This window comes from Amycolatopsis sp. CA-128772 (assembly GCF_002904295.1).
Taxonomy (GTDB): Bacteria; Actinomycetota; Actinomycetes; order Mycobacteriales; family Pseudonocardiaceae; genus Amycolatopsis.
On sequence record NZ_PPHG01000025.1, the window covers coordinates 190,278 to 215,211 of the forward strand.

Annotated in this window: 23 protein-coding genes; 11 read left to right on the forward strand and 12 right to left on the reverse strand. The window is 74.4% G+C overall.

The window, feature by feature from the left end; translation table 11 throughout:
* Window positions 1-80: 80 nt before the first annotated feature.
* From acpS to C2L59_RS11055, 11 genes are read right to left on the reverse strand one after another with little or no spacing between them, the layout of a single operon-like run.
* A complete protein-coding gene (gene acpS / locus C2L59_RS11005) occupies window positions 81-743 on the reverse strand; it encodes a holo-ACP synthase (RefSeq protein WP_103349422.1) in 663 nt (220 codons plus the stop codon).
* Window positions 740-1,489 (reverse strand): hypothetical protein, encoded by a 750-nt coding sequence (locus C2L59_RS11010; protein ID WP_103349423.1) that lies wholly within the window; start codon window positions 1,487-1,489, stop codon window positions 740-742. The genes acpS and C2L59_RS11010 overlap by 4 nt, the downstream gene beginning before the upstream one ends.
* On the reverse strand, window positions 1,482-2,621 hold the full coding sequence (locus C2L59_RS11015) for an acyl-CoA dehydrogenase family protein (protein WP_103349424.1): 1,140 nt from the start codon (window positions 2,619-2,621) through the stop codon (window positions 1,482-1,484). Before C2L59_RS11015 ends, C2L59_RS11010 begins: the two co-directional genes overlap by 8 nt.
* Entirely contained in the window at window positions 2,618-3,226 is a 609-nt protein-coding gene (locus C2L59_RS11020; protein WP_199199010.1) for an acyl-CoA dehydrogenase family protein, read from the reverse strand. The genes C2L59_RS11015 and C2L59_RS11020 overlap by 4 nt, the downstream gene beginning before the upstream one ends.
* Window positions 3,223-4,170 (reverse strand): 3-oxoacyl-[acyl-carrier-protein] synthase III C-terminal domain-containing protein, encoded by a 948-nt coding sequence (locus C2L59_RS11025; protein ID WP_103349425.1) that lies wholly within the window; start codon window positions 4,168-4,170, stop codon window positions 3,223-3,225. The genes C2L59_RS11020 and C2L59_RS11025 overlap by 4 nt, the downstream gene beginning before the upstream one ends.
* Window positions 4,170-5,033, reverse strand: coding sequence for a hypothetical protein (locus tag C2L59_RS11030; RefSeq protein ID WP_146060310.1), 864 nt, complete (start codon window positions 5,031-5,033; stop codon window positions 4,170-4,172). The genes C2L59_RS11025 and C2L59_RS11030 overlap by 1 nt, the downstream gene beginning before the upstream one ends.
* A gap of 3 nt (window positions 5,034-5,036) precedes the next feature.
* On the reverse strand, window positions 5,037-5,303 hold the full coding sequence (locus tag C2L59_RS11035) for an acyl carrier protein (RefSeq protein ID WP_003100549.1): 267 nt from the start codon (window positions 5,301-5,303) through the stop codon (window positions 5,037-5,039).
* Complete coding sequence (locus C2L59_RS11040) at window positions 5,300-6,607, reverse strand: type III PLP-dependent enzyme (protein ID WP_103349427.1); 1,308 nt, start codon at window positions 6,605-6,607, stop codon at window positions 5,300-5,302. Before C2L59_RS11040 ends, C2L59_RS11035 begins: the two co-directional genes overlap by 4 nt.
* On the reverse strand, window positions 6,604-7,947 hold the full coding sequence (locus C2L59_RS11045; RefSeq protein WP_103349428.1) for an ATP-grasp domain-containing protein: 1,344 nt from the start codon (window positions 7,945-7,947) through the stop codon (window positions 6,604-6,606). Before C2L59_RS11045 ends, C2L59_RS11040 begins: the two co-directional genes overlap by 4 nt.
* Window positions 7,944-8,903 carry a ketoacyl-ACP synthase III family protein gene (locus C2L59_RS11050; RefSeq protein ID WP_103349429.1) on the reverse strand — a complete coding sequence of 320 codons (960 nt, stop codon included), beginning with the start codon at window positions 8,901-8,903 and terminating at the stop codon, window positions 7,944-7,946. Before C2L59_RS11050 ends, C2L59_RS11045 begins: the two co-directional genes overlap by 4 nt.
* A 23-nt stretch (window positions 8,904-8,926) precedes the next feature.
* Window positions 8,927-10,504, reverse strand: coding sequence for a condensation domain-containing protein (locus C2L59_RS11055; protein WP_158263035.1), 1,578 nt, complete (start codon window positions 10,502-10,504; stop codon window positions 8,927-8,929).
* Window positions 10,505-10,736: 232 nt separating this feature from the next.
* Here C2L59_RS11055 and C2L59_RS49805 point away from each other — a divergent pair, with 232 nt between their 5' ends.
* The 11 genes from C2L59_RS49805 to C2L59_RS47390 all read left to right on the forward strand — a co-directional run bounded on the left by C2L59_RS49805 (window position 10,737) and on the right by C2L59_RS47390 (window position 23,963).
* On the forward strand, window positions 10,737-10,862 hold the full coding sequence (locus C2L59_RS49805; RefSeq protein WP_255410255.1) for a hypothetical protein: 126 nt from the start codon (window positions 10,737-10,739) through the stop codon (window positions 10,860-10,862).
* Window positions 10,863-11,007: 145 nt separating this feature from the next.
* Window positions 11,008-11,541: a hypothetical protein gene (locus tag C2L59_RS11060; RefSeq protein ID WP_103349431.1), complete on the forward strand. Its 534-nt coding sequence runs from the start codon at window positions 11,008-11,010 to the stop codon at window positions 11,539-11,541.
* On the forward strand, window positions 11,538-11,984 hold the full coding sequence (locus C2L59_RS11065) for a hypothetical protein (protein WP_103349432.1): 447 nt from the start codon (window positions 11,538-11,540) through the stop codon (window positions 11,982-11,984). The genes C2L59_RS11060 and C2L59_RS11065 overlap by 4 nt, the downstream gene beginning before the upstream one ends.
* Window positions 11,977-12,417, forward strand: a complete 441-nt coding sequence (locus C2L59_RS11070) for a hypothetical protein (RefSeq protein ID WP_103349433.1) — start codon at window positions 11,977-11,979, stop codon at window positions 12,415-12,417. The genes C2L59_RS11065 and C2L59_RS11070 overlap by 8 nt, the downstream gene beginning before the upstream one ends.
* The gene (locus tag C2L59_RS47875; RefSeq protein ID WP_199199011.1) at window positions 12,405-12,986 is read left to right on the forward strand and encodes a GNAT family N-acetyltransferase; all 582 of its coding nucleotides are present in this window, start codon (window positions 12,405-12,407) and stop codon (window positions 12,984-12,986) included. The genes C2L59_RS11070 and C2L59_RS47875 overlap by 13 nt, the downstream gene beginning before the upstream one ends.
* Complete coding sequence (locus C2L59_RS50055; RefSeq protein ID WP_199199012.1) at window positions 12,983-16,147, forward strand: S41 family peptidase; 3,165 nt, start codon at window positions 12,983-12,985, stop codon at window positions 16,145-16,147. The genes C2L59_RS47875 and C2L59_RS50055 overlap by 4 nt, the downstream gene beginning before the upstream one ends.
* Window positions 16,144-16,839 carry a 4'-phosphopantetheinyl transferase superfamily protein gene (locus C2L59_RS11080; protein WP_103349435.1) on the forward strand — a complete coding sequence of 232 codons (696 nt, stop codon included), beginning with the start codon at window positions 16,144-16,146 and terminating at the stop codon, window positions 16,837-16,839. Before C2L59_RS50055 ends, C2L59_RS11080 begins: the two co-directional genes overlap by 4 nt.
* 283 nt (window positions 16,840-17,122) lie before the next feature.
* Complete coding sequence (locus C2L59_RS11085; RefSeq protein ID WP_103349436.1) at window positions 17,123-19,993, forward strand: type 2 lanthipeptide synthetase LanM family protein; 2,871 nt, start codon at window positions 17,123-17,125, stop codon at window positions 19,991-19,993.
* Window positions 19,994-20,025: 32 nt separating this feature from the next.
* The gene (locus C2L59_RS11090) at window positions 20,026-20,244 is read left to right on the forward strand and encodes a hypothetical protein (RefSeq protein ID WP_103349437.1); all 219 of its coding nucleotides are present in this window, start codon (window positions 20,026-20,028) and stop codon (window positions 20,242-20,244) included.
* 111 nt (window positions 20,245-20,355) lie between these two features.
* Window positions 20,356-23,292: a LuxR family transcriptional regulator gene (locus C2L59_RS11095; protein WP_103349438.1), complete on the forward strand. Its 2,937-nt coding sequence runs from the start codon at window positions 20,356-20,358 to the stop codon at window positions 23,290-23,292.
* Window positions 23,293-23,762: 470 nt separating this feature from the next.
* Window positions 23,763-23,963 (forward strand): hypothetical protein, encoded by a 201-nt coding sequence (locus C2L59_RS47390; RefSeq protein ID WP_158263036.1) that lies wholly within the window; start codon window positions 23,763-23,765, stop codon window positions 23,961-23,963.
* Between the two features lie 3 nt (window positions 23,964-23,966).
* Here the strand turns inward: C2L59_RS47390 and C2L59_RS11105 are convergent, their stop codons facing one another.
* The gene (locus C2L59_RS11105) at window positions 23,967-24,863 is read right to left on the reverse strand and encodes an aldo/keto reductase (protein ID WP_103349439.1); all 897 of its coding nucleotides are present in this window, start codon (window positions 24,861-24,863) and stop codon (window positions 23,967-23,969) included.
* Window positions 24,864-24,934: the final 71 nt, after the last annotated feature.

Below are 24,934 nucleotides of genomic sequence, written 5' to 3' on the forward strand. Positions count from 1 at the left end.
GGGGCCGGCCCGGCGGTCGCCGCACAGCCCGCACGAGAAGGGGCCTTCCGCTTGCGGAAGGCCCCTTCTCTCTGCCCGCCCTACCATCCGGCCGCCTCGGCGACCACGCCGTAGGTGCGGTCCAGATCCGTCATCCGGTAGATGCCGGCCTCCGGGATCCGGATGCCGTACCGGCTTTCGATCCGGGCGAGCAGCTCGATCACCACCACCGACGTGACCCCCAGATCACCCGCGAACGACGCCGCGGTGGCCACCTCGGTGGGGGGAACCGAGAACAGGTCGGCGGCCAGGGCCGCCAGTTCGTCGAACCGGGCCGGGACCGGCGCGGCACGCGAAGGCACGGCCGCGCGGCGGAACGGGCGAGGCGGGCGGGCGCAGCCCGCCGCCGCGAACGCGACCACCAGGTCGGCCTGGTGGCTCAGCGTCACCACGATCTCCTCCAGGCCCGCCTCCTCCGCGATCTCCGCCGCTCCCCCGCCCAGGGTCACCAACGGCGCTCCCCAGTCGTCGTTGGTCACCTCGATGTCACGCCAGCGGAGGCCCTGGCCGAAACCACGGCCCAGCATCTTGCACGTGGCCTCCTTGACGGAAAACCGCCCGGCCAGCCGTTCCAGGGACCGTTCGGCACCCATCCGGGCGGCCTGCTCCAGCTCCACCGGGGTGAAGACCAGCGTCCGGTACCGGGGGTGCGCCGCGACCTCCGCGAACCGCGGGATCGACATCAGGTCCACGCCGATTCTCATCCACTCCGCCCCCCGAGCAGGCTCGCCGTGGCCGCGGGGACCAGCCGCAGCGCGGCCACGTCGAGCGCGAGCAGCGAAAGCCAGCCCTCGCGCAACGGCCCGCGCGTGTGCAGCAGGACGCGGTCGCCGTCGGCGACCACCCCTTCGGCCAGCGCCGCGCAGAACGCCAGCCACGCGTCGCACGGGCCGCGGCCGGCGAACCGGTGGTCGCCCGCCAGCGCGGGTTTTCCGTCCCCGCAACCGGAAACGGCCAACGGAGAAGAACCGCGCCGCAGCCGGACGCCGACCGCCGCGAACCGCGGGTGGCCGCACGCCGCGTCGGCGAACAGCGGCTCGTCGCAAATGACCGCCGTCGCCTCGGTCCCGACCGCCCACTCCAGCAGCCCGAAGACCGCCGTGCCGCCGAGTTCGTCCAGGTGCGACAGGCCGACGTCCTCGCCTTCCCAGCCGCTGCGGTGCACCAAACCGGCCAGTGCGGCCACGTTCGGGTCGCGCAGCGGACCCGAACGCACGAAGAACAGCGGCTGCGGCACCGCGGGCGGCCCGAGCGCCGCGAGCACCTGCGCGGCGACGTCGACGTCGTCGTCCTCCGGGATCCGGACCACCAACCGGGACAACGGAATCCCGGCGGCGGCCAGCCGCTCCGGCGGCACCAGGTCGGCGGCGCCGGGCAACGACGACAGCGGCACGTATTCCTCGCGCCGGGCCGCGGCAAAGGCGATCGTGTCGATCCCCAGGTCAGGCATCGGCGTCTCCCGCCTGGTACCCGCGCGCCACGTGGAGGCGGTGGATGTTGCTGGTCCCCTCCATGAATTCGAACGCGTGCACGTCCCGCGTCCACTTCTCCAGCAGCGGATGCTCGATCAGGCCGGCCGGGCCGAGCGCGGCCGACGCCCAGTGCGCCGTCCCCACCGCCAGGCCGACCGCGCCGAGCTTCGCCGCGCTGGACAGGTAGCCGCGCTCGGGGTCGCCGTCGATCCGGGCCGCCGCTTCGTACACCAGCTCGCGGCCCGCTTCGGCGCGGGCGAGGGCGAGCTGGCCGCCGGGGGCGTTCTTGCGGTGCTCCAGCACGTACTCGACCATCGCCAGCGCGGTCCCCACCGCGGACGCGGCGATCCGGACCCGCATGTGGTTGAACGTCGTGATGGCGGCGAAGATCCCGCGCCGCGTCACCGGCAGGTGGTCGCCCAGCATGCGCCCGGCCGGGATGGCGACGTCCGAAAAGGACAGCCGGCTGATGTAGGCGCCGCGGAGGCCGATCATGTCGAGCTTCTCGCCGTGCCAGCCGGGCGCCGGGACCTCCACCAGGGCCGCGCGGATCGACAGCGCGCCGCGGCCGGTGCGGCCGAACACCACGCCGACGCTGCCGCGGGCGGCGTTGCCGACGTAGCACTTGCCGCCGGTGAGCCGCCAGCCTTCGCCGTCGCGGTCGAAGCGGGTCTCCATCGCCGTCGCGTCGTTGCCGCGGCTCTCTTCGGTCATCGCGAAGAACGACCAGCGGCGGCCGCCGTGCATCCGGGTGAAGAACCACTCCTGCTGCTCGGGCGTGCCGAGCAGCTCCACGAACACCCCGGCCAGCCCGGGTGATGGGCAGGCCAGGATGGCGCCGACGTCACCGCGGGCCAGCTCGATCAGCCCGGCGACGTTCTCCAGGCACGAGCCGCGTTCCATCGCGCGCAGCAACGGCGTCGACGGCAGCGACTCGCGGTACTGCGGTGGCGTGTCGGCCTGCCGGACCATCTCGAACACGGGCGAGCCGTAGTGCTCCTCCATCGCGTCCGGGTCGGTGTCGATGGCCAGGGCCCGCGACCGCAGGTCGACGGCCGCCTCGCGGCTCAGGTCGCGGACCGCGCGGACCCGCTCGCTCAGCTCGATCATGCCGGTTCTCCTTCCGGTTCCCGGTCCACCCAGGTGCCGGCCACCAGGGCCGAGACGTAGAGCGACCGCGCGGGTGAGGTGGCCAGGAAGCCCGAGGCGCCGAGGTGCTGGGCCACCCGCCAGCCCAGCTCGTCCAGTTCTCGGTGGACGTCGGCCACGGCGGCCGGGTGCCGCTGCGAGCGCACCTGGGCGCGCAGCCGTTCGACCGCGGCCATCACGTCGCCGATCGCGCCGGCGATCAGCTGCTTGCGGATCAGCGGTTCGTCGCCGGAGGTGCGGTTCGACAGGTGCTCGACGACGTGGTCGAGCACCGAGCGCAGCACCCCCAGCCGCACGGCCGCCAGGTGCCGGCCGAAGTCGGCCAGCTCGAGGGCGTCCCGCTCCTCGCGGGGACGGCCCGGGCAGGCGAGGAAGACGATGTCCTCCCGGTCGGCCAGGCTGTGCGTGCGCACCTCGGCGCCTTCGGGCACGGCGGCGGCGGGCACGGCCGCGTACCGGCCGGGGGCCAGCCGGTCGGCCGGGGTGGCGGGCAGGGCGCGCGCGAGTCCGGCGGCGAGGCCGTCGCTGCGTGCGGTTCGCTCGCATTCGAGCAGGCTGGTGGTCACTTCTCCTCCACGACCTCGACGATCACCGACTGGAAGTAGGCGCCCTGGCCCACGGAGACCAGGGCGCAGCGCTGTCCGGGACGCAGCCGGCCGGCCGCGTCGGCGTGCTGCAGCGCGAGCAGCGAGTCGACCCCGAAGTGGTGCCCGCGCTCGGCGACCAGCTCCAGGGGGATCCGGTCGAACGGGAACCCGGACAGGCCGCTGAAGGTGCGCCAGAACATCCGGTTGGACAGGTCCGGCAGCACCCAGTCCACATCGGACAGCGTGAGCCCGGCGGCCCGGGCCGCGGCACCGACGACCGACACCGCCTGCTCGCAGCAGACCTTGCCGAAGAGCGCGAACTCCTCCTTGGTCATCCGCAGGCTGCGGTGGAACCGTGTGTCGCGGGCGCTCGCGCCGCCGAGGTAGCGGTAGCGGGCGGGCCCCCGTCCGACCACGACCGCGGCGGCGATATCGCCCGCGACGGTCGTGCCCGGGATGTAGCGGCCGCGGTCGCTCGCGCTGCCCTGGTCGCCGCCGAGCACGAGCACCCGGTCGTCCGGCGCCGCACCGGGCCGGGCGAGGTAGCGCCGGGCCAGTTCGACCGAGCGCAGCACCGACGTGCAGTTCACGTGCGACACCCCGAAGAACGGGACGCCGGGCAGGCCGAGCGCGTCGCGCAGCCGGTCCGGGAACTGCCCGCACAGGTCCAGCTCGGCGATGAGCAGGGTGTGGCCGTAGAGCACGAGGCTCGCCGGCCCGCCGCCGAGCGCGGTCCGCCCGGCCTCGGCCAGGTGGTCCGCCATCCGTTCGCCCGGCGCGAGCACCGGGCTGTCGCGCAGGCCGTAGATGCGGCCGAACATCCGCCGCTCGAGCGGCTTGGCGCCCGACCGCACGAGCACGTCGTCGACGGCCTCGACGCGGCCGGGCAGCCGCACGGCGACCCGGGACAGCCCCGTGTCCATCAGTGCTCCCTCCCCGGCGTGAGCAGGCAGCTGCAGAACGTGCCACCCGCCGGCTCGAAGTCGGCCAGCAGCACCGGTTCTCCGAGGGGCCAGAGGCGCGCGAGGCCCGCCCACACCCCCGTGCACCACAGGTCCGGCACCGCCTCGACGCGGCTCGCGTACGGCGTGCCCGCGAGCCGCTGGGCGAGGCCCGCGCCCGCCAGGACCCGGACGCCCGGGTGCCGGTAGAGCACGTCGGCCAGGGCCAGGGTCGCCGTGTGCGGCCCGGTCCCGCCGAGCCGCACCTCCTCCAGCTCCGTCACGGCGACGTCGCCGGTGGCGCCGGCCTGCAGCAGCACCGCCGCGTCGGGGCGGTGGGTGGCCGGGTGGCCGCTGTCCCACAGCACGGCGTTCTGGTCGTACACCAGCAACGCCGCCGAAGACGCCTCGCCCAGCCGGCACATGCCGTCGAGCAGGCGCAGCGCGGTGAACGCCGCGCCCGGCCCCGGTCCGGCGACCGAGCACGGGGCCGGGTTGCCGGGCAGGCGTCCGGCGAGGTAGCAGCCGGCGACCTCGGAGTGGTACAGATCGGGCGAGTGGTAGGCGAGCACCACCGCGTCCAGCGGCGGCAGCGGGGTGCCCACGTCGGCCAGGAGGGCCTCGGTCATCTCGATGAACCCGTTGCCGGTGCGGGCCAGGAAGTCCTCCCGGTCGGCCGCGGCGCCGAAGGTGTCGACCATGAGCCGCGCCAGTTCCGGGCGCATTCCGAACACGGGCTTGGCGCGGTCGGTGAACACCCGGTGCGTGACGCCGGTCAGGTGCACCCCGGCCGGGCGCGGGAGTCCCGCGGCCCGTCCCGGCGGCGCGAGGGTTTGGAGGGACATGGCTCAGACCGCCGCAGCGGCCCTGGCGAAGGCCGACTCGATGTAGTCGGTCAGGCTGCCGACCGTGCGGAAGACCTCCGGGCCGAGCTCGTCCGGGTCGATCTCGAGGCCGATGGTGTCCTCGAGGCTCATCAGCAGCTCGATGACGCTGGTGGAGTCGAGCGCCAGGTCCTCGAACAGGCGCAGCTCCGGGGTGACGCCGCCGATCTCCTTGTTGAGCACGGCGGACAGGGCGATCTCCAGGTGGGCGACGATCTCGGTGCGGTTCATCTCGGCTCGCTTTCCGTGCTGGTGGTGCTGCTGGTGGACGGCTGGTGCAGGTGCTGCTTGCGCAGCAGGTCCTCGGGCTCGTCGCGGTCGCGGACCAGGAAGGCCGCACCCCCGCGCACGAGGACCTCGGCGGGGAACCCGTGGCTGAGGAACAGCCCGGGCGAGGCCGACGGCCCGTAGGCGCCGGAGTTCAGGACGCCGACCAGGTCGCCGGCGCGCAGGTCGGGCAGTTTCACCTGCTTGAGCAGGGTGTCGTTGGGCGTGCACAGCGGGCCGGTGACGGTCCACGGGCCCGGCTCGACGGTGTCGTCGGTGTCCTCGCCGGCGGCACGCGGGGTGAGCAGCACGGCCGGGAAGTTGCGCTTGACGAACGAGCCGATGCCGACCGCGGCCATGTGGTGGTGGGTGCCGCCGTCCGCGATCGCGAACCGCTCCCCCATGGACTCCTTGACGTACCGGACACCGAGCACGTACACCCCGGCGCGCCCGGCCAGGAACCGGCCGGACTCCATGATCAGCCGGGTGGCCGGGTGCGCCCGGTGGAACGCCTCCAGCATCGGGTTGATCTCCGCGGCCACGTCGGCGGCTTCGAGGTCGTCTTCGCCCTCGAAGTAGGCGACGCCGAGGCCGCCGCCGATGTCGACGGCTTCCAGCCGGATCCCGGTCTCCGCGACCACGCGCTCGGCCAGGTCGAGGGCGTAGCGCGTGTTCTTGCCGATGACGTCGGCGTCGAGGATGCGCGTGCCCATGTACACCTGGATGCCGGCGACGTCGGCGTGGCGGTACTCCGCCAGCCGCGGTCCGGCCGCGAGCACCTGCGCCTCGTCGATGCCGAACTGGCGGGGCTTGCCGCCCATGGTCAGCCGGGACCCGCTGATCGCGCAGGTCGGGTTGATCCGCAGCAGCACCCGCTGCTGCTTGCCGAGCTCGGCGCCGAGCCGTTCGATGTCGTCCAGCTCGGCGAAGGACTCGCAGACGATCGCGTAGACGCCCGTTTCCAGACAGGCGCGCAGTTCCTGCTCGCTTTTGCCGGGGCCGAGGAAGATGATGTCGTCCGGCCGCGCCCCGGCCTTGAGCACGGTCTGCAGCTCCACGACGGACGAAACCTCGGCCCGCGCGCCGCCGCCGTGCAGGGCGGCGAAGACGCTGATGTTCGGGTTCGCCTTGAGGGAGTAGAACACCTCGATCGCCGGGTGCAGCACCGCGCGCAGGCCGGTGATCGTGTCGTGCAGGACGTCGCCGTCGTAGACGTAGAGCGGCGTGCCGAAGCGCGCGGCCAGGTCCGGGTAGTCGATGCCGGTCATGCGTTTTCCCCTGTCATGACGCCGAGGCGGCGCTCGGCCTCGGTCCGCACGGCGAGGGCCTCCTCGGGCGAGTCCCCGACGCAGATCGCGTAAAGACGGCCGTGGAAGGAACCCTCGCCGGTGGCCGCGGCGTTGAGCGTCGCGAAGTTGTTGACGAGCACGCCGGTGTCGCCGGCGCCGGTGAAGAACAGGTCGCCGAGGGCGCTCTCGACCTCGGCGAAGGTGTGTTCGCGCTGCAGCTTCAGCGAGAAGGTCGCCGCGATGGCGTGCCGCCCCTCCGGGATGAACTTCTCGGCGATCCGGCTCTGGTAGGTCGACATGTTGAACCGGGCGTTGATCTCCAGGCACGGGTAGAGCGTCCCGTCGGCGGCGAGCATCGCGTCGACGCCGACCATCCCGAAGAACCCTTCGTCGTGCAGCGCCCGCCCGATCTTCTCGACCGCCTCGGCCAGCTCACGCGCCGCGACCGGCGGCAGCTCGACCGGGAAGCGGTGTCCCTGGTGCACGCCGTTCTTGAGCACCGCGGCCTTGACCGTCTCGAACCGGACGCCGCCGGTGCGGGAGACGACGAACTGGTAGTTGAGGTCCTGGGCGTGCTCGATCCAGGACTCGATCACGAGGTTCGCGGGCGCGTCGGCGCCGCGGCGTTCGATCAGGCGCAGCAGGCGGTTCGCGCCGCGCTCGTCCTCGACCACGACCATGCCGCGCCCGGAGACGCCGAGCGACTCCTTGACCACGACCCGGCCGCCCAGGGCCAGCTGCGCGGTGAGGGCCTCGCGCAGCTCGCCGACCGTGTGCACCACCCGGCCGGGCACCTGGCGCAGGCCGAGCGTGTCGACCAGGCCGCGGCTGAACACCTTGCCGTTGACCGCCTTGCAGATCTGCGCGGTCGAGCCGGCCAGCGGCAGCCCGGACTCCTTGGCCAGGGCCTCCTCCGACGCCGAGATGCCCAGCGGCATCAGGTAGGTGTTGCCGTCGGCCAGCTCCCGCAGCCTGTCCAGCAGCTCGGGCGAGTTCAGCGCGTCCTCGGTCACCATCGCGTCCGGGTCGTTGTGCTCGGCGATCAGCGTCGAGCCGTCGGCCGCGCCGATCCGGGCGAGGTAGCCGGCGAACGCGGGGTCCATGGGTGCCTTGAGCACCACCAGGTCGCCCTCGCCGGCGAGCAGCGCGCCCATCTCCTCCATGCGGTTGACCGTGGCCCCCGCGAACGAGATGCCGGCGCCGGGCAGCTTCGGCTCGCCCACCGCCCAGCTGCGTTCCACCTCGAAGTTGTTGACGAAGACGAACCTTGCCCCGGCGTCACCGGTGAGGTCCTTCTTCAGCCGTGCCACGAAATTCATCCCTGGTTCCCTTCTCCGATCTCGACGACGGCCGCCGCGAAGGTCGCCCCGAGGCCGGCCGAAGCCAGCAGCACGAGGTCCCCCGGATCGACCCGCCCGTCCGCGCGCACCGCCGCCAGGTTGATGAACGGGTCGGAGCTGTAGCAGTGGGCGTACTTCCCGACGTTGTCCAGGAACACGCGGTCCCGCGGCACGCCGAGCGCGCCCGAGATGCGTTTCCAGGACAGCTTGTTGACGTTGTGCGGCAGGATGGCGGCGATGTCCGCGGCCTCGACCCGGGCGTCGTCGAGGGCGTCCTGCATGACCTGGGCGAGCGCGTCCGGGTAGACGTGCTTGTACTGCAGCTGCAGGGCCTCGTCGCAGTCGATGCCGCGGTAGAACTCGCCCAGCACGGTGAGCGCGCGCCCGAGGACGCGGTCGCCGCGCGGGTCCGGGCCGAGCAGCACCGCGGCGGCGCCGTCGCCCTGGATCGTGGTGTCGCGGATCAGCCGGGCCTCGTGCATCAGCACCTTGTCGCCGGTCAGCACGAGCACCCGGTCGCCGGGGGCCGCGGTGGCCAGCAGCGACCGCGCGATGTGCAGGGCCTGGATCCCGATGACGCAGTTGAGGTGCGAGAGGCTGAACGCGGTGGCGCGGTGCAGCCGCAGCCGCGTCCGCACGTCCTCGAGGAGGCCGGGCGTGGCGACGGCGACGTGCTGCATGGTGTGCGCGTGGACCAGGAACCGGACCGAGTCGCGGTCGGTCCCGGACAGCACGCGCTCCCCCGCGCCCGCCAGCATGTCGGCGAGGTCGAGGCCCTCGGCGACGGCGACGCGGTCGAGGCCGAGGAAGCGGGTGAAGAAGCGCAGCTGGGTCGCGTCGAGGCCGAGCGGGCCGGCCAGGTCCGCGACCGGCAGGCTCGTCTCCGGCACGAACGACGCCACCCGTTCCAGGCGGGGTGCTTCGAGCAGGGACATGGTTTCCTCCTCTTCGTGCCGGCTCAGCCGCGGGCCGGCACGAGTTCGTGCGCGAGCGCGGACAGGGGGCGGGCGGTGGTGAACGGGACGAGCCCGGCCGACCAGCCGCGCTCGTGCAGGGCTTCGACCACGCGGGGCAGGCGCAGCACGCGCCCGCCCGCGCCGAGGTAGCTGCGCGCCGGGTCGACGTCGCCGAGGCCGTTGACCTCGGCCACGACCTCGGTGAGGACGCGTTCGGCGGGTGCGGTCCCGGTGCGTTCGGGTTCGGCCCGGATCCGCGGTGGTTCCGGCGGGGTGAAGCCGAGGAGCGCGGCGGCCTCGCTGACGCGCAGGTCGGTGCCCGGCTCGCGGTGCGCCTCGACGAGCCGGGCGTAGCCGCGCAGGAACTGCTCGACGGCGCCGGCGTCCATCACCGCGTCCAGGGCCTGCAGGGCCAGCGTGATGCCGTCGGCCCATTCGTAGACGCGCAGGTAGCTGTCCGAGCCGGCGTGCGCCCAGTCGACGGGGGCCGCGTTGACCGCGTACCGGTCGCGTTTGGTCCGGCAGGACCGCGGTGCGTTGTCGAGGAAGTTCAGCTCGGCGACCACGCGCACGCCCTCCTCGGCGATCAGCTCGTACACGCGGTCGTAGGGCACGTGCGCGTGCGTCATCGCCTGGCTGACGCGGGTCGCGGACTCCTTGACCACGGCCGAGAACCGCGGATCGCCGCCGAGGTCGGCGAGCACCGGCGTCGGGTAGGACAGGCACGTGACGGCGCCGCCGAAGCCGCTGGCGTCCCGCTGGCTGGTGTACATCCGGTGCGCGACCACCGGTTGCCCGGTATACGCGGCGAGCGTGACGGCATAGGCGGCCAGGTGCACGGCCGAGGGCCACACGTGCTCGCGCGCGGCGATCGTCCGGGCGGCCGACAACAGGGACGGGACGGTGAAGGAGCCGCTGTGGGCGGCCTCGGAAACCCTGCGGCGCTTCGAGAAGACGTCCGCCGGGAGCTTCTTGACGAGCTCGCGCCAGTGGCCGAGCGCGGGTTCGATGTCGGCGTCGGTGCGGCTCTCCTCGAAGCGGGCGAGGTCCACCGGCTGGTGTTCGACCGGGTCCAGCACCGCGGGCCGGCCCTCGGTGCGCGCGGCCAGGAGCTCGTCGAGCTCGGCGGCCAGGCGGTCGAGGGCGACGTCGTCGAAGGCCAGGTGGTTGAAGACCAGGTGCAGGCGCACCAGCCGGCCGCCGGTGGTGACCACGCAGGCCCGCAGGGGCCACTCGCGGGCCAGGTCGAACGGCGTACGGGTGAGGCGCGCGATGACGTCCACGGCGTCCTCCGTGGTCGCCTCGGTCACCGGCTGCGGGGCCGGCGGCTGCACGAGCTGGCGCGGCCAGGCGCGGCCGTCGGCGGCGGTGCCGGTCAGGTCGTAGACCGTGCGCAGCACTTCGTGCCGGCGCACCAGGTGCGTCAGCGCGGCGCGGACGGCCGCGACCGTGCAGCCCGCGGGCAGCGGGTAGCTGGTGCCGATGTGCGCCTCGTGCCGGGACTGCGCCGGCACCCGCAGGTACCGCAGCAGGTGGTGGTGCTGTCCCCAGCAGAGGTTCGCGCTTTTCCCCTCGGGCATCCGGGGCCTCCAACCGTGAATCGTCGTACGCCGATGGTGGGCGGTGCGCGGCGGAATGGTTAGCCCCTGGCGGTGACACGTTCTCCGTGGCACGAACATGACACCGGGCGGGCCGGAGTTTTCCTTGACCGGCAACGGTTCGTCGGTGAATCTGGGTTGGCCCCGCCGGAACGCAGGAAAGTGCGGACCGGGATCTGCGGGGGAAATCCCACCGAAGGAATGAGGAGCACCCATGTCGAAGGAAGCCTCGAAGGTCGCCAGCAAGGTCGCGTCCAAGGTCGCGTCGAAGGTCGCCGTCAAGGAGGCCGTCAAGGAGGCGTCCAAGGAGGCCTCGAAGGTCGCCGTCAAGGAGGCCTGACCTCGCGGCGGGACGGCGGCGGTCCGCACCGGACCTGTCGCCGTCCCCGCCGGAACCGGCACTTTCACGTGAAAGTGCCGGTCCGGCGGCTCCGCACCCGCCCAACGTTCGAGTCCCCGCCAGACCCACCAGCCCGGGAGGGGCCATGACCTCGATCGCGCCCGCCGCACCGCCTGCCCCCGTTCCGGCGGACCGCGGGCTGCCGCGCTGGTCGGCCCGCGCCTACGCGGACGCCGACCGGGCCGCCGTGCTCGCGCTCTTCGCCGACCCCGGCTTCTTCTTCCGCACCGAACGGCCCGCCACGCGGCCCGAGTGGGAGATCCTCGAGCTCCTCGGCGACGACACCCGCGTGCTCCGCGCCGACGGCGAACCCGTCGGCCTCTACGCCCTCGAGCACGAGGGCAGCGAGCACGGCTGCCACTACCTCCTGCACCTGCGCCTGCGGTCCGGCGCGCAGGCGCACTGGTGGCGCGACGCCTACCGCGAGATCGTGCGGGCCCTGCGGTGGCGGCACGAAGTCGTCCGGCTGTCGGTCCGGTTCCCCGAGTTCGACCCGGTGGGCCTCGCCTTCGCGCGGTCCGCAGGCCTCACCGAAGAGGGCACGCTCGCCGGCGTGACCACGCGCGATGGCCGTCGCCGCGGCACGGTCTTCTTCTCCCAGCTCTGGGCGGAGTCATGAACCTGCGCGGATACCGCGGCACCGACCGCCGGCTGCTGAGCGGGCCGTGGCTCGCCGGCGAGCTGCTCGGGCTGCCGCTCGACGACTGGCCCGCCCTCGCCGAGCCGACCGAAGTCCCGCCGCCCACCGGCGGCGACGAGGAGCTGTGCGTCACCGACGGCGCCTTCGTCCGCTACACCGACATCGACTGGGTGCACCGCCGGGCCCGCGTCGAAATCGGTGTCCACAACAGACTGTCCGACCTGGACGATCTGCTCGAAGCCGCCGTCGGGCACGGCTTCACCGGGCTGAACCTCCGGCGCCTGTACGGCTGGGTCACCACGCCCGGTACGGACGCGCTGGCCGCCGCCGGGTTCCGGCGCGAAGCGGTCGTCCCGGCCGCCACCTGGTTCGACGGCGCACCCGCCGCACGGGAGATCTGGGGGACGACCCGCCATGACTGAGCTCAGACCGCTGTCGCCCGCCGAGGCCGCGCGGGGGCTGCGCCGCGCCGGCGAGGCCGCGCGCGGGTTCCTCGGCACCGACCCGGTGACCCAGAACGACGCCCTGCTCGAGCGTGAGCTCGTCCGCCGCGAAGCCCAGGTGTACGCCGCGGGCGGCGCGCTGGTCGGCTGCGTGCCGAACCGGGCGCAGCCACGCCAGGCGTACGTCTCCAGCACGTCCGCCGGCCCGGAGCCGGTGCGCGCGCTGCTCGGGCACCTGGCCACCTACCACCGGCGGACGTCGTTCGTCGCGCTGGTCCCCGCCGACAGCGCCGCCGCCCCGTTCCTGGGGGCCGGGTTCGCGCGCACCGGCGTGCTGCCCGGCCACCGCTACGCCGGCCACGCCTTCCACGACGTGCTGGTCCTGGTGAAGGAGGAGCCATGCCGATCGTGACCGTCCGGCACTTCACCGAGGAGGACGTCCCGCTGCGCACGGAACTGCTGCGCGAAGCGCGGTTCACGGCCAACCTCACCGACTTCGCCGTCGGCTCGGACGACGACGGCCTGCAGGCGCGCCAGCTCCGCACCATCACCGAGGAGCACCGCACCAAGCGGATCTTCACCGTGTGCGGCCCGCACGACCGCGTGATGGGCTTCGCGTGGATCACCTCGATCGACTGGCGCGCGCAACGCTGCGAACTGTCCTTCGGCGTGCTCCCGCGCGACCGCGGGCTGGGCGCGCTCGCCGTCTACGCGGTGCACAAGCACCTGCGCGACGAGCTCAACATGCGGGTGATCGTCAACCAGGTCCTCACGCACAACACGATGTTCCTGTCCGCCGAGGCCCTCGAAGCCCAGCACCAGGTCCGGTGCGAGCGGGATTCCTACACCGTCGGCGAATGGCGGACGGCGTGCTACTGGACGCTGTCCGACGAGGACGTCCGCAAGCACGAAGCGTCCGCCGGCGACCGCCGCCGCGAGCTGGCCGAGCGGATCCGCGAGCGCATCGAGGCCCGGTCGTGACCGGGCGGACCGGGTACCTGCGGACGCCCGCGATCTCCGGCGACACCCTCTGGTTCGCGTGCGAGGACGACCTGTGGTCGGTACCCGCCGAGGGCGGCCGGGCGCACCGGCTGACCGCGGGCCCCGGCGAGGCCCGGCGGCCGCGGATCTCCCCGGACGGCCGGGAAATCGCCTTCGTGGGCACCGACGACGGGCCGGCCGAGGTGTACGTCATGCCGGCCGAGGGCGGCCGGCCCCGGCGGCTGACCCACCAGGCGGGCCGCTGCCTCACCGTCGGCTGGCACCCGCACACCGGCGACGTGCTCTACGCGACCGACGCCGAGCAGCCGTCCGGCTTCGGCGCGCGGCTGTTCTCGGTGCCGCCGGCCGGCGGTCCCGCGCGGCCGCTGCAGCTCGGGCCGGCCGACACGATCGCCTTCGGTGACGGCGTCGTCGTCGGCCGCAACACCGCGGATCCCGCGCGGTGGAAGCGCTATCGCGGCGGCGGCACCGGCGAGCTGTGGTACGCCGAGCACGAGTCGGGGCCGTTCACACGGCTCGTCGCGCTGCCCGGGAACGTCGCCGACCCGTGCTGGGCCGGCGGCCGCGTGCACTTCATCAGCGACCACGAGGGCATCGGCAACGTCTACTCGTGCCGGCCCGACGGCACCGACCTGCGCCGGCACACCGACCACCACGACCACTACGCGCGCGGCCTCACCACCGACGGCACCCGGCTGGTCTACACCGCGGGCGCCCGGCTGCACCTGCTGGACGAGCTCGGCGCGCGGCCGGTGGAAGTCGACCTGGGCGGCGCGGCCCCGCAGCGCGGCCGCCGGTTCGCCCCGGCGGGTGAGTACCTCGACGGCGCGCGCCTGTCCCCCGACGGCACCCGGCTCGCGGTGACCGCCCGCGGCAAGGCGTTCACCTTCGCGCACTGGTCCGGGCCGGTCCGCGGCCACGGCAGCGCCGACGGCGTCCGCTACCGGCTGCTGCGCTGGCTGGCCGGCGGGCGGCAGCTCGTCGCCGTGGCCGCCGACGAGAGCCCGGACGAGCGGATCGTGCTGATGGACGCCGAGGGCGGCGAAGACGCTCCGGTGCTGGTCGCCGGCGGCGTCGGGCACATCACCGAGCTGACCGCTTCCCCCGCGTCCGGGCTCGTCGCCTTCGCGACCAGCCGCCAGCGCGTGTGGGTCGTGGACACCGCCGACGTGCTCCCCCGGCCCCGGCTGCTCGACGCGAGCCGGCACGAGCGCATCGAGGACCTCGCGTGGTCGCCCGACGGCCGCTGGCTGGCCTACACGTTCCCGGAGTCGCCGCGCACGTCGTCGATCAAGCTCGCCGACACCGCGTCCGGGCGGACCCACCGGGTCACCGAGCCGGTGGTGCGGGACGCGCGCCCGGCGTTCGACCCGTCCGGGCGGTACCTGTACTTCCTCGGCCAGCGCGACCTCACCCCGGAGCTGGACCAGGTGCAGTTCGACGTCGGGTTCCCGTTCGGGTCCCGGCCGTACCTGGTCACGCTGCGGGACGGCGACCCGTCGCCGTTCGAGGCGCGGGTGGCCGTGCCCGGGCAGGCGCTGCCCGCCACCCGCGGCGACGGCCGGGTGGAGATCGACCTCGACGGGATTTCCCGGCGGGTCGCGGCGTTCCCGGTGCCCGAAGGCCGCTACAGCGACATCGCGGCGCTGCCCGGGCGCGTGCTGCTGCTGTCGGTGCCGTTGGCCGCGCCCGATCCGGCGCACCCGGGTTCCGGCGCCGAGGGCACGGTCTCCCTGGTGGAGCTGGCGTCGGGCCGGGTGACCGCGGACTGCCTCGGCGCGGTCGACGAGCTGGACGTGCGGGGTGACGTGGTCCTGCACCGCACCGACAGCCGGCTGCGGGTGCTGCGCGGCGACGCCGCCGGCGACCCGCCCGACGGCGAGGAGCCGGGCCCGGCCACCGGCTGGGTCGACCTCGGGCGCGTCAAGGTCCCGTTCGACCCGTCCGCGGAGTGGCGGCAGATGTTCCGCGAGGCGTGGCGGCTGCAGCGCGAAGGCTATTGGGACGCGCGGATGTCCGGCCTCGACTGGGACGCGGTGTACGACCGGTACGCGCCGCTCGCGGAGCTGGTGTCGTGCCGCGCGGAGCTGTCCGATCTGATCTGGGAGCTGCACGGCGAGCTCGGCACCTCGCACGCGTTCGAGCGCGGCGGCGAGTACCGCGCCGGGCCGGACGAGGCGCAGGGCTTCCTCGGCGTCGACTGGGACACCACCGCCGACGGCTCGCAGTGGCGGATCGCGCGGATCCTGCGCGGCGACCCGTGGAACCCGAAGGCCGGTTCGCCGTGCGCCCGCCTCGGCGCCGACATCCGCGCCGGTGACGCCGTGGTCGCGGTCAACGGGCGGCGGGTCGGCCCGCCGGGGCCCGGCGAGCTCCTGGTCGGGCAGGCCGACCGCGAGGTGGAGCTGACCGTCCGGCGAGGCGACGCCGAACACCGCGTGGTCGTGCGGGCGTGCGCGAGCGAGGCACGGGCGCGGTACCTGGACTGGGCCGAGGGCAACCGCGCGTACGTGCGGGCGGTGTCAGGTGAACGGCTGGGGTACCTGCACGTGCCGGACATGACGCGCAGCGGGTACGCCGACTTCGTCCGCGGGTTCCTCACCGAGCTCGACCGCGACGGCCTGATCGTGGACGTCCGGTTCAACACCGGCGGCCACGTGTCGCCGCTGCTGCTCGACCGGCTGGCCCGCCGCCGCACCGGCACCGAGCACGGCCGCTGGAGCGGGATGGCGCCGTACCCGACGGAGTCCCCGCGCGGCCCGATGGCGACGCTGCTCAACGAGCACACCGGGTCCGACGGCGAAATCTTCGCCCACGTCTTCCGCGCGCTCGGGCTGGGCCCGCTCATCGGACGGCGCAGCTGGGGCGGGGTGATCGCGACCTGGCCGCGGCACCGGCTGGTGGACGGCACGGTCACGACGCAGCCGGAGTTCCGCTACCGCTTCGGCGACGCGGGTGGCTCGCTGGAGAACCACGGCGTCGAGCCGGACCTGGCGGTGGTCCCGGCCCCGGACCGGCTCCTGCCGGGCGAGGACGACCAGCTCGCGGCGGCGGTCGCGCACCTGCTGGCGGAGCTGGGCACCCCGTCGGAGGAGCTGCCCGCACCCCGGGCGGCCCTGCTGCTGCCGCAGGCGCCATGACGGTCGACGTCTGGCTCGTGCCGGTCCGCCCCCGGCCGGAGTGGCTCGGGCTGCTGTCCGCGCCGGAACGCGCCCGCGCGGCCCGCCTGGCGCCTCCGGCCGGGGACGTGTTCGTGGCTTCCCGTGCGCTGCAACGCCTTTGGGGGTCTTGCGTGGCCGGTGTACCCGCCGCGGAGGTGCGGATCGACCGGACGTGCCGGCATTGCGGCGACCCCGCCCACGGCCGCCCGCGGCTGGCCGGCGCACCGTCGTTTTCGGTGTCCCACACGGAGAAGTGGCTCCTGCTGGCGGCGGCGGAGGCGGGATCGATCGGCGCGGACATCGAAGACCCGGCCACGGCGGCCGACCCGGCCGGACTGGCGGGCGTGGTGCTGTCGGCGGCGGAGTACCGCGAGTTTTCGGCGGCGGACCCGGCGGAGAGAGCGGCCAGCCTGCTGACGGCGTGGACGCGCAAGGAGGCGGCGATGAAGCTGGCCGGCCTGGGCCTCGCGGCAGCCCCGGCACGGGTGGACGTACGGGGACCGCTGGCGCGATCGGACGTGCAGGGGTGGCCGGAGGAACCGGTGCACCTGCGGCGGCTGGAGGTGGCGGGAGACCACGTGGCGGCCCTGGCGACGACGGTGCCGGTGCGGGAGGTCAGGTGGCGAGGCTTGGCGGAGCTGGAGACCCCGGCAACGGCGGGGCGGCGATGACCCGGCCCTCACCGGGCGCCGTGGTCACATCGGCGGCGGCCGCTCACCCGGGCGGGCATACCCACTCCTGCCCACCGCACCCCCCGGCAGCCGCCGGCGATGCCGGCCGCCACCCCGGCCGTACCCCCGCCCTGAGCCCGTGACCTGCCCGGATTCCGACCCACCAGGCACCGCGGGAAGGGTTTGAACCCCGGGCAATCCGGGTACTCCACCCGGCTACGCCCGCAATCTGGGTAGCGAGTACCCATGTACGCGCATCTCCCAGGATGCGAGTCTCATCGGCGTGAGCCAGACAGTCGAACGTCCCGAGCAGGCCCCCGGCGAGGCACCGGCGTGGTGGACCGCCGCCCGCCTCCCCGGCGAGACCGCCGGGACCGCCGAGACCGGCGACCGCCCCGGCTGGGCGCTGCTCACCGACGACGTCCTGGCCTCCCTCCCCGCCGAAGGTGACTGGCCCACCCCCGTCGAGGCCGACGGGGCTCACGTCTTCAAGCACGCCGTCCTCCCGTTCCTCGCCGCCACCCGGCAGCTCCTCGTGCACCGCCTCCCGGCCGCCGAACGCCTCTGGCCCGGTGTCGAGTCCTGGCTCGGCGGGCAGCTCACCGCCCTCGCCGCCCGGACCTTCGTGCTCGAACTGCACTCCGCCAAGAAGGCCGGGCTGCTGCGCGGGGCCACCGGGCGGGACCGGTTCGTCGACTTCCTGCGCCTGCTCGGCAGCCGCGGCCACCTCACCGGGGTGCTGACCCGCCACCCGCTGCTCGCCCGGCTGCTCGCCCAGACCTGCCTGCGCACCGCCGACGCCGTCGCCGAGCTGCTCACGCGGTTCGCCGCGGACCGGGACGCCCTGTGCGCCGGCCTGCTCGCCGGCAGCGCCGCCGAGCCGAGCGAACTGACGCTGGGTGCCGGTGACGTGCACTCCGGTGGGCGCGCGGTGGCCGTGCTCGGCTTCGCCGACGGACGGCGGCTCGTCTACAAGCCGCGGCCGCTCGGGCTGCTCGCCCGGTGGGGCGACCTGCTGCGCTGGTTCGCCGAAGAACGGCCCGGGCTGGCGCCGCGCCCGCTGGGCGTGCTGGCCCGCGACGGCTACGGCTGGGTCGAGTACGTCCCCGCGCGCCCGTGCGCCGACCAGGCCGGCGTCGAGCTGTTCTACCGCCGCCAGGGCGCCCTGCTCGCCCTGCTCTACGCCCTCGACGCCACCGACATGCACTGCGAAAACCTCATCGCCTCCGGTGACCAGCCGATGCTGGTCGACGTCGAGACGCTGTTCCACCCGGCGTTCACCGCGCTGACCCGCAACGGGCCCGACCCGGCCGCCGCCGCGCTGCGCCGCTCGGTCGCCCGGACCGCGCTGCTGCCCACGCTGATGCTCGGCGAGCACGGCGCCCTCGACGTCTCGGCCTTCGGCGGCGGCAACGGCGAGCCGAGCCCGGTCGAGGTGCCGCACTGGGCCGGCGCCGGGACCGACGACATGCGCCTGGCCCGCGGGCCGCTCCCCTACGCCGGCGGCTCGAACCGCCCGGTGCTCGCGGGGGCCGAGGTCGACGCCGGGATGTACCGCCAGAGCCTGCTGAGCGGGTTCCGCGCCGCCTACGAGTCCCTGGTGGACCGCCGCGCCGAGCTGCTCGGTGGCGCGCTGGACGCGTTCGCGGACGAGGAGATCCGCCTGGTCATGCGCCCGACGCAGGTCTACGCCACGCTGCTGACCGACTCGACGCACCCGGCGCACCTGACCGCGGGCGCCGCCCGGCCGGCGGCGTTCGCCTCGCTCGCCGACGACACCGGCAAGGCCCACCTGCCCGCGCTCGTGGCCCACGAGATCGCCGAGCTGTGCGCCGGCGACGTGCCGGTGTTCACCGCCGCCGCGGGTTCGGTCGACGTCACCACCGGTACCGGCGCGGTGCTGCCCGGCCTGCTCGCCGCCAGTGGCCTGGACCAGGCCCGCGCGAAGATCGCCCAGCTGTGCGCGGAGGACCTGCGCGAGCAGGAGTGGTTCGTGGAGGCCACCCTCGCCACCCGCCGGCCGGAGGTCCGCCACCGCGCGGGCGCGCCGCTGCCGGGGGCGGTCGCCGCCGTCGTGCCCGACAGCCAGCACCTGCTCGCGCTGGCCTCCGCGATCGGCGACGACCTCGTCGCCCGCGCCGCCCACGAGGACGGCCGGGCCAACTGGGTCGGCCTGGAACTCCTGGACGGCCGGCACTGGCTGGTGCTGCCGATGGGCGCCGGGCTCGCCGAGGGCTACTGCGGCACGGCGCTGTTCCTGGCCCAGCTGGGCCGGCTGACCGGCACCGCCCGGTACTCCGAGCTGGCCGCCAAGGCCGTGCGCACGCTGCCGGCGCTCGTCGAGGTCCTCGCCGAACACCCGGAGCTGGCCCGCGAAGTCGGCTCCGGCGGGTTCTTCGGCCTGGGCGGGATCTGTTACGCCGTCGCCCGCCTGGCCTCGCTCCTCGAGGACAGCACGCTCGCCGCCTGCCTGCCCGCCGCGATCGCCGCGACCGCCGCCGCCGACACGGCCGCACCCGCCGGCGTCGGCGAAGGCACCGCGGGCGCCCTCGCCGCGATGCACGCCGTGCACGCGGAAAGCGGACTGTCCGAAGCGGCCGGACTGGCCGCCATCCTCTCCCGGCGCCTCGCCGGTGCCCCGCGTCCAGCCGCCCCCGGTTTCCTGTGGGGCGCGGCGGGCGTCGACTGGGCACTCGGCCGGGGCGGCCGGACCGCGGCGGAACCGGTGTCCGGCGACCTGGGCTGGTGCTCGGGGGTCGCCGGCCGGGTCCTCGCCGCGGCCGCCGCCCGTGGCCACGCCGGGCCGCCGCCCGGCGCCGCCACGCAGACGGCGGACGCCTTCTCGGCCGCGGTGGCCGCCCGGCCGCCGTCGTCGGACCAGTCGCTCTGCCACGGCGAGCTCGGCACCTTGGAAGCACTCGTGGTGCTGGCCGGGCAGGGGCACGAACCGTCGGTCTCCGCGTTGCGGAGGGCGACCTCGCGCCTCGTGGGCGCCGTCGAAGGACACGGGCTCCAGTGCGGTACGCCGCACGGCGTAGCGAGCCCGGGCCTGCTGACCGGAACCGGGGGTATCGGTTTCGGGTTGTTGCGGGTCGGTTTTCCCGAACAGGTTCCGTCGGTTCTCCTGTTGGAGCCGTCGGGACGTCCCCAGTAATTGCCTCGGAACACCTCATCCTGGGAGTGCAGATGCGCAACGACACCAACGCCGGCGAATTCGACCCGACCGTCGCCGGTTCCGAGGTGGACAGCCCGCTCGGGGACACCGCTCCGGGTGCGGAGCCCGCCCCCAGAACGAAGATCGGTGTCCGCGCGGGGATTCTCGCCGGGCTGACCCTCGGCGTGGCGAGCGCCGCGGTGGTCACGATGGACATCAGCACCGTGGTGAGCAACCACACGCACGCGTGACGTGCTCGCGACGGCACAAAGCGTGACAACAACCCCGATGTTGCCGTCCGAACAGTGGAATCTCCACCGGAAGAACACCGAATCCGTGGCTCCGGTCTCTAAGGTTGGCGCATGCGCACCCGTGCCCCCGCTCTCGTCGGCCGAGGAACGGAGATCGAGGAGATCGAGCGGGTGTTGGACGACGCTCGCCGCTCTTCCGGATCGGCCGTGTTCGTCACGGGGGAACCCGGGATCGGCAAGACCCGGCTCGCCGCCGAAGCGGTGGGCCGCGCCCTCGACGCGGGGTTGGTGGTGCTGCGGGGACGCGGCAGCACCACCGGGCCCGCGGTGCCGTTCCGGGCGCTCACCGAAGCCCTGCTGTCCCTGGCCCGCACGGGCGGTCACGAGCTGGTCGAACAGCTCGGGCCGTACCGGTCGGTGCTGGGCAGGCTGATCCCGGACTGGGCCGCCGGCACCGACACCGCGGGCGACTCCTCGCTGGTCGTGCTCGCCGAGGCGACGCTGCGGCTCACCGGCCTGGCCGGGTCGGGCCGCGGCTGCCTCTTCGTCGTCGACGACCTCCAGGACTCCGACGTCGAAACCCTCGCCGTGGTCGAGTACCTCGCCGCCAACGTCCGCACGCAGCCCGTGGTCGTCCTGGCCACGCTGCGCGCCGAACCCTCGCCCGCGCTGGAGGCCGCCCACGCCGTCGCCCGGCGCGGCGAGGGCTTCCTGATGCCGCTGGACAGCCTCGGGCCCGCCGAGGTGCGGGAGGTGGTGGCCTCGTCCCTCGGCGCCGAGCCCGCCCAGGTGCCCGCCGACGTGGCCGAGCGCCTGTTCACCGACAGCGCGGGCAATCCCCTGGTCGTCGAGGAACTGCTGCACAGCATGGTGGCCGCGGGCGAGCTGGTGAACGGCGCGGCGGGCTGGCGGTTCACCGGGCACAGCCGCGGCGCCGTGCCCTCCACGCTCGTCACCATCATCACCCGCCGCGCGGATCGCCTCGGCGAACGCGGCAAGCAGCTGCTCGCCATCGCCGCGGTGCTCGGCCGCCGGTTCCCGCTCTCGGTGGTGCAGCGGGTGAGCGAACTGGACGACCACAGCCTGTTCGGCCACCTGCAGTCCGCCGTCGCCGCGCAGCTGCTCATCGCCGACGAACGCGGCGAAGACTGGTACGCCTTCCGCCACCCGCTCACCGCCGAAGCGCTGCTCACGCTGTTGAACCCCGCCGAACGCGTGGCGCTGTCGGCGAAGGCGGCCGACGCCGTGGTGGAGCTGCACCCCGAGCTGCCGGGCGAGCTGTGCAGCCTGGCCGCGTCGCTGCGGCTGGGCGCGGGCGACCGCTGGGCGGCCGCCGACCTGTACCGCGAGGCGGCCCGCCGCGCGCTGGCCGAGGGCGCGCCGGGGTCGGCGATCGCCGTGCTGGAACACGCGGTGAACCTGCTCGGCGACGACGCGGACCGCGGCGGCGAACAGTCCGGGCGGTACCGCGACCTGCTGGAGCTGCTGCTGTTCGCGCTGGCGGAGGCGGGGCAGTTCGACCGCGCGGTGAAGGTCGCCGGTTCGCTGCGGCCGGCCGACAGCCGGGACCGGGCGCGCCAGATCCGCGTCCACGTGCGGCTGGCGTGGGCGGCGCAGGTCGCCGGCCGCTGGGCGGAGGGCTTCGAGCAGGTCGCCGCGGCCCGGGCGCTGCTGCCCGATGGGGAGCTGGACGAGGAGGCTGTGGCGGTCGACGCGGTGGACGCGTACCTGTCGATGTCCGGCCCGGCTTCGGACCGGGTGCGCCGCAGCGAGGAGCTGGCCCGCCGCGCGGTCACCGGGGCCGAGCGGATCGGCTCCCCCGCCACGGCGTGCCAGGCGCTGTACGCGGTCGGGTTCGTCGTGCGCGAGCGGGACATGGCCGAGTCGGACGAGTGCTTCCGGCGGATGCTCGACAGCGCCGCCGAACACCGGCTGACGAACTGGCGCAACTACGCACTGGTCGGCCTGGGCGGCAACGCCTGGCTGTCCGAAGCGGACCCGTCCGGTTTGGAGACCGCCCGCGCCGAGGCGCTGCGCACCGGCGGGATCAGCCTCGCCTACAACGCGGAAGCGGTGCTGGGCCTGCATTCCGTGCTGTGCGGGAGGTTCGACGAGGCCGGGCAACGGCTCGACGCGTGCTACGCGGAGGCGTCGCGGATCAAGCTGTTCGCGGTCAGCAGGTACGTCCAGATGGCCCAGGCGGTATTGGCGGGTCACCGCGGCGACCGCCGGACGATGGAGGGCGCCCTCGCCGAGTTCCGGCGCGACGGCGGTGACACCGGCCCGGAGGCACCGCTCGCGCGCGGCCTCGCGCAGGTCTTCTGTTCCCTGCTGGAGGAGGACCGCGAGACGGCCCGCGCCGAGCTGGAGACGCTCGCGGCCGACCAGGCCCGCCAGCAGAGCACGTTCCACCTGGCCGGCACGCACGGCCTGAAGCTCCTGCTGGACGCGATCGCCGGCGACGCGAGCTGGGACGACCACCGGCGCATCGCCGCCGGAGCGGCCGGCGGGATGCGCTGGAACCGCCAGTTCGTCCTGCTGGCCGAAGCGGTGCTGCACGGCCGCGACAACGCGCCCGACGCCGCGGCGGGCGCCATGCGGCGCGCGGCGCAGGCGGCCTCCCCGTTCGGCATCGCCCGCCCGCTGGGCCTGCGCCTGGCCGCGGAACCGGCGGTCGACCACGGCTGGGGCGAACCGGCGGACTGGCTCCGCGAAGCCGAGAGCCAGTTCCACGGCGCGGACGTGATCCCGGCGGCCAGCGCGTGCCGGGCCCTGCTGCGCCGGGCCGGGGCGTCGGTGCAGCAGCGCCGCACCGGAACGGAACGGGTACCGGAGAGCCTGCGCGCGATCGGCGTGACGCTGCGCGAGTACGAGGTGTTCGAGCTGCTGGCGTTCCGGCTCAGCAACAAGGCACTGGCGGCGCGCCTGCACATCTCGCCGCGGACCGTGGAGAAGCACGTGGCGGCGTTGCTGATGAAGACGTCGGTGCGCGACCGGGCCGAGCTGGCCGTCTTCGCCGCTGAGCACTCATCGGCGTCAGAGGTCTGACCGGGGGGCCGGATCCCGCCCCCGCCGCCCCGGTGCGAGTCGGCCGCCGGACGGTGCCGAAGCCGACCACGTCGGCCTGTCCCGCTCCCGCCGCCGGCCGGAGCGGTTCGCACCGTTCCGCGCGCGGAAGGCCCCTTCGCCCCAGCCGGCACCGTGCTGGGTCAATTCGACAGCGCGCAGTCGTGGATCGTGGCGATCAGCTTGCCGTCGCGGGGCACGCGAGCGCCGGCAGCGCACCGGGGCCGTCCGTCCCGGCCGCGCCGATGAGCACCGTGCGGCCGGGCACGCGATGCAGCACCACCGGGCGGGAACCGCGGCAGGTGCGGCGGGCCCTCGGCGACCATGTCGGCCGGTGTGGTTCCCGTGGGTGACACCCGAACCGGTGCGATGATCCGCGGATCCGTTCCGCCGCCCCGGTTGCGGGGCAGTCCCGGCACGACGGAAACCGGATCCAGAACAGGAGAATCGCCATGCGACGCTTCACTGCCACGATCGGTGCCCTGGCGTTGACGACCGGAGTCCTCTTCGGAACGGCGGGCGCCGCTTCGGCTCAGACGGAATCCGTGCCGCTCCTGCGGTGCGTGGGCAGCTCGCTGGAGATGTTCGCCACCACCGGCCTCTGCGTCCTCCCGCGCAACTTCCCCATCCTGGGCGCGCCGGTCGCCTCCTGACGGTCAGCCCAGGGCGGCGTCCATCGAACGGGTGGGGATCGCGTCCAGCGCGGCCACCGTGGCGGCGTCCAGCTCGATCCCGGCCGCGGCGATGTTGGCCTCGAGGTGGGCTTCGCTCGCCGTGCCCGGGATCAGGTGGACGTTCGGGGCGTGCTGCAGCAGCCAGGCCAGGCCCACCTGCTCCGGCGAGTGGCCGAGCGCCTGCGCGGCGGCCAGCACGGCGGGTTCCCCGGTCACCTTCGGCAGGCCGGGGAACGCGCCGCCCAGCGGGAAGTACGGGACCCAGGCGATGTCCTGCGCGACGCACAGCGCGAGCATGTCCTCGTCGTCGCGGCTGACCAGGCTGTAGGCGTTCTGCACGCAAGTGATCCCGGCCGGCAGGGCGCGGCGCAGGGTGTCGGTGGTGACGCTGCTGAGCCCGATCGCGCCGAGCTTGCCCTCGTCGCGCATCGCCGTCAGCACGGCGAGCTGGTCGTCGAGGTCGACGAGCTGGTCCCCCTGGGCGAGCACGCCGGGCCGCCGGTCGGCGCGGCGCAGGTTCACCAGCGGGAGCCGGTCGAGCCCGAGCGCGCGGAGGTTGTCCTCCACGCTCGCGCGCAGCTGCGCCGGCCGCTGTGCGAGGCGGAGCGGGATCGGGGCACCGGGGTCCGGGTCGGCGCCGACCTTGCTGGCGACCAGGAAGTCGTCGCCGGCCCGGAGCGCGTCGCGGAGCACGCTGTTGACGAAGCCGTTGCCGTAGAACTGGGCGGTGTCGACGTGGTCGACGCCGAGCTCGACGGCGCGGCGCAGCAGCGCGACGGCGGCCCCGCGGTCGGCGTGCAGGCGCTCGAGCTGCATCGCCCCGAAGCCGACGCGGAAGACGGTGCGGCCGGCGAGCTCGCCGCGTTCGGTGGAAGGCATGGGTGTCCCCGTCTCGTGCGATGATGGCCAAGCGGAGGACCCTCCGCTCAACCGGACCGTAGCACAACCGG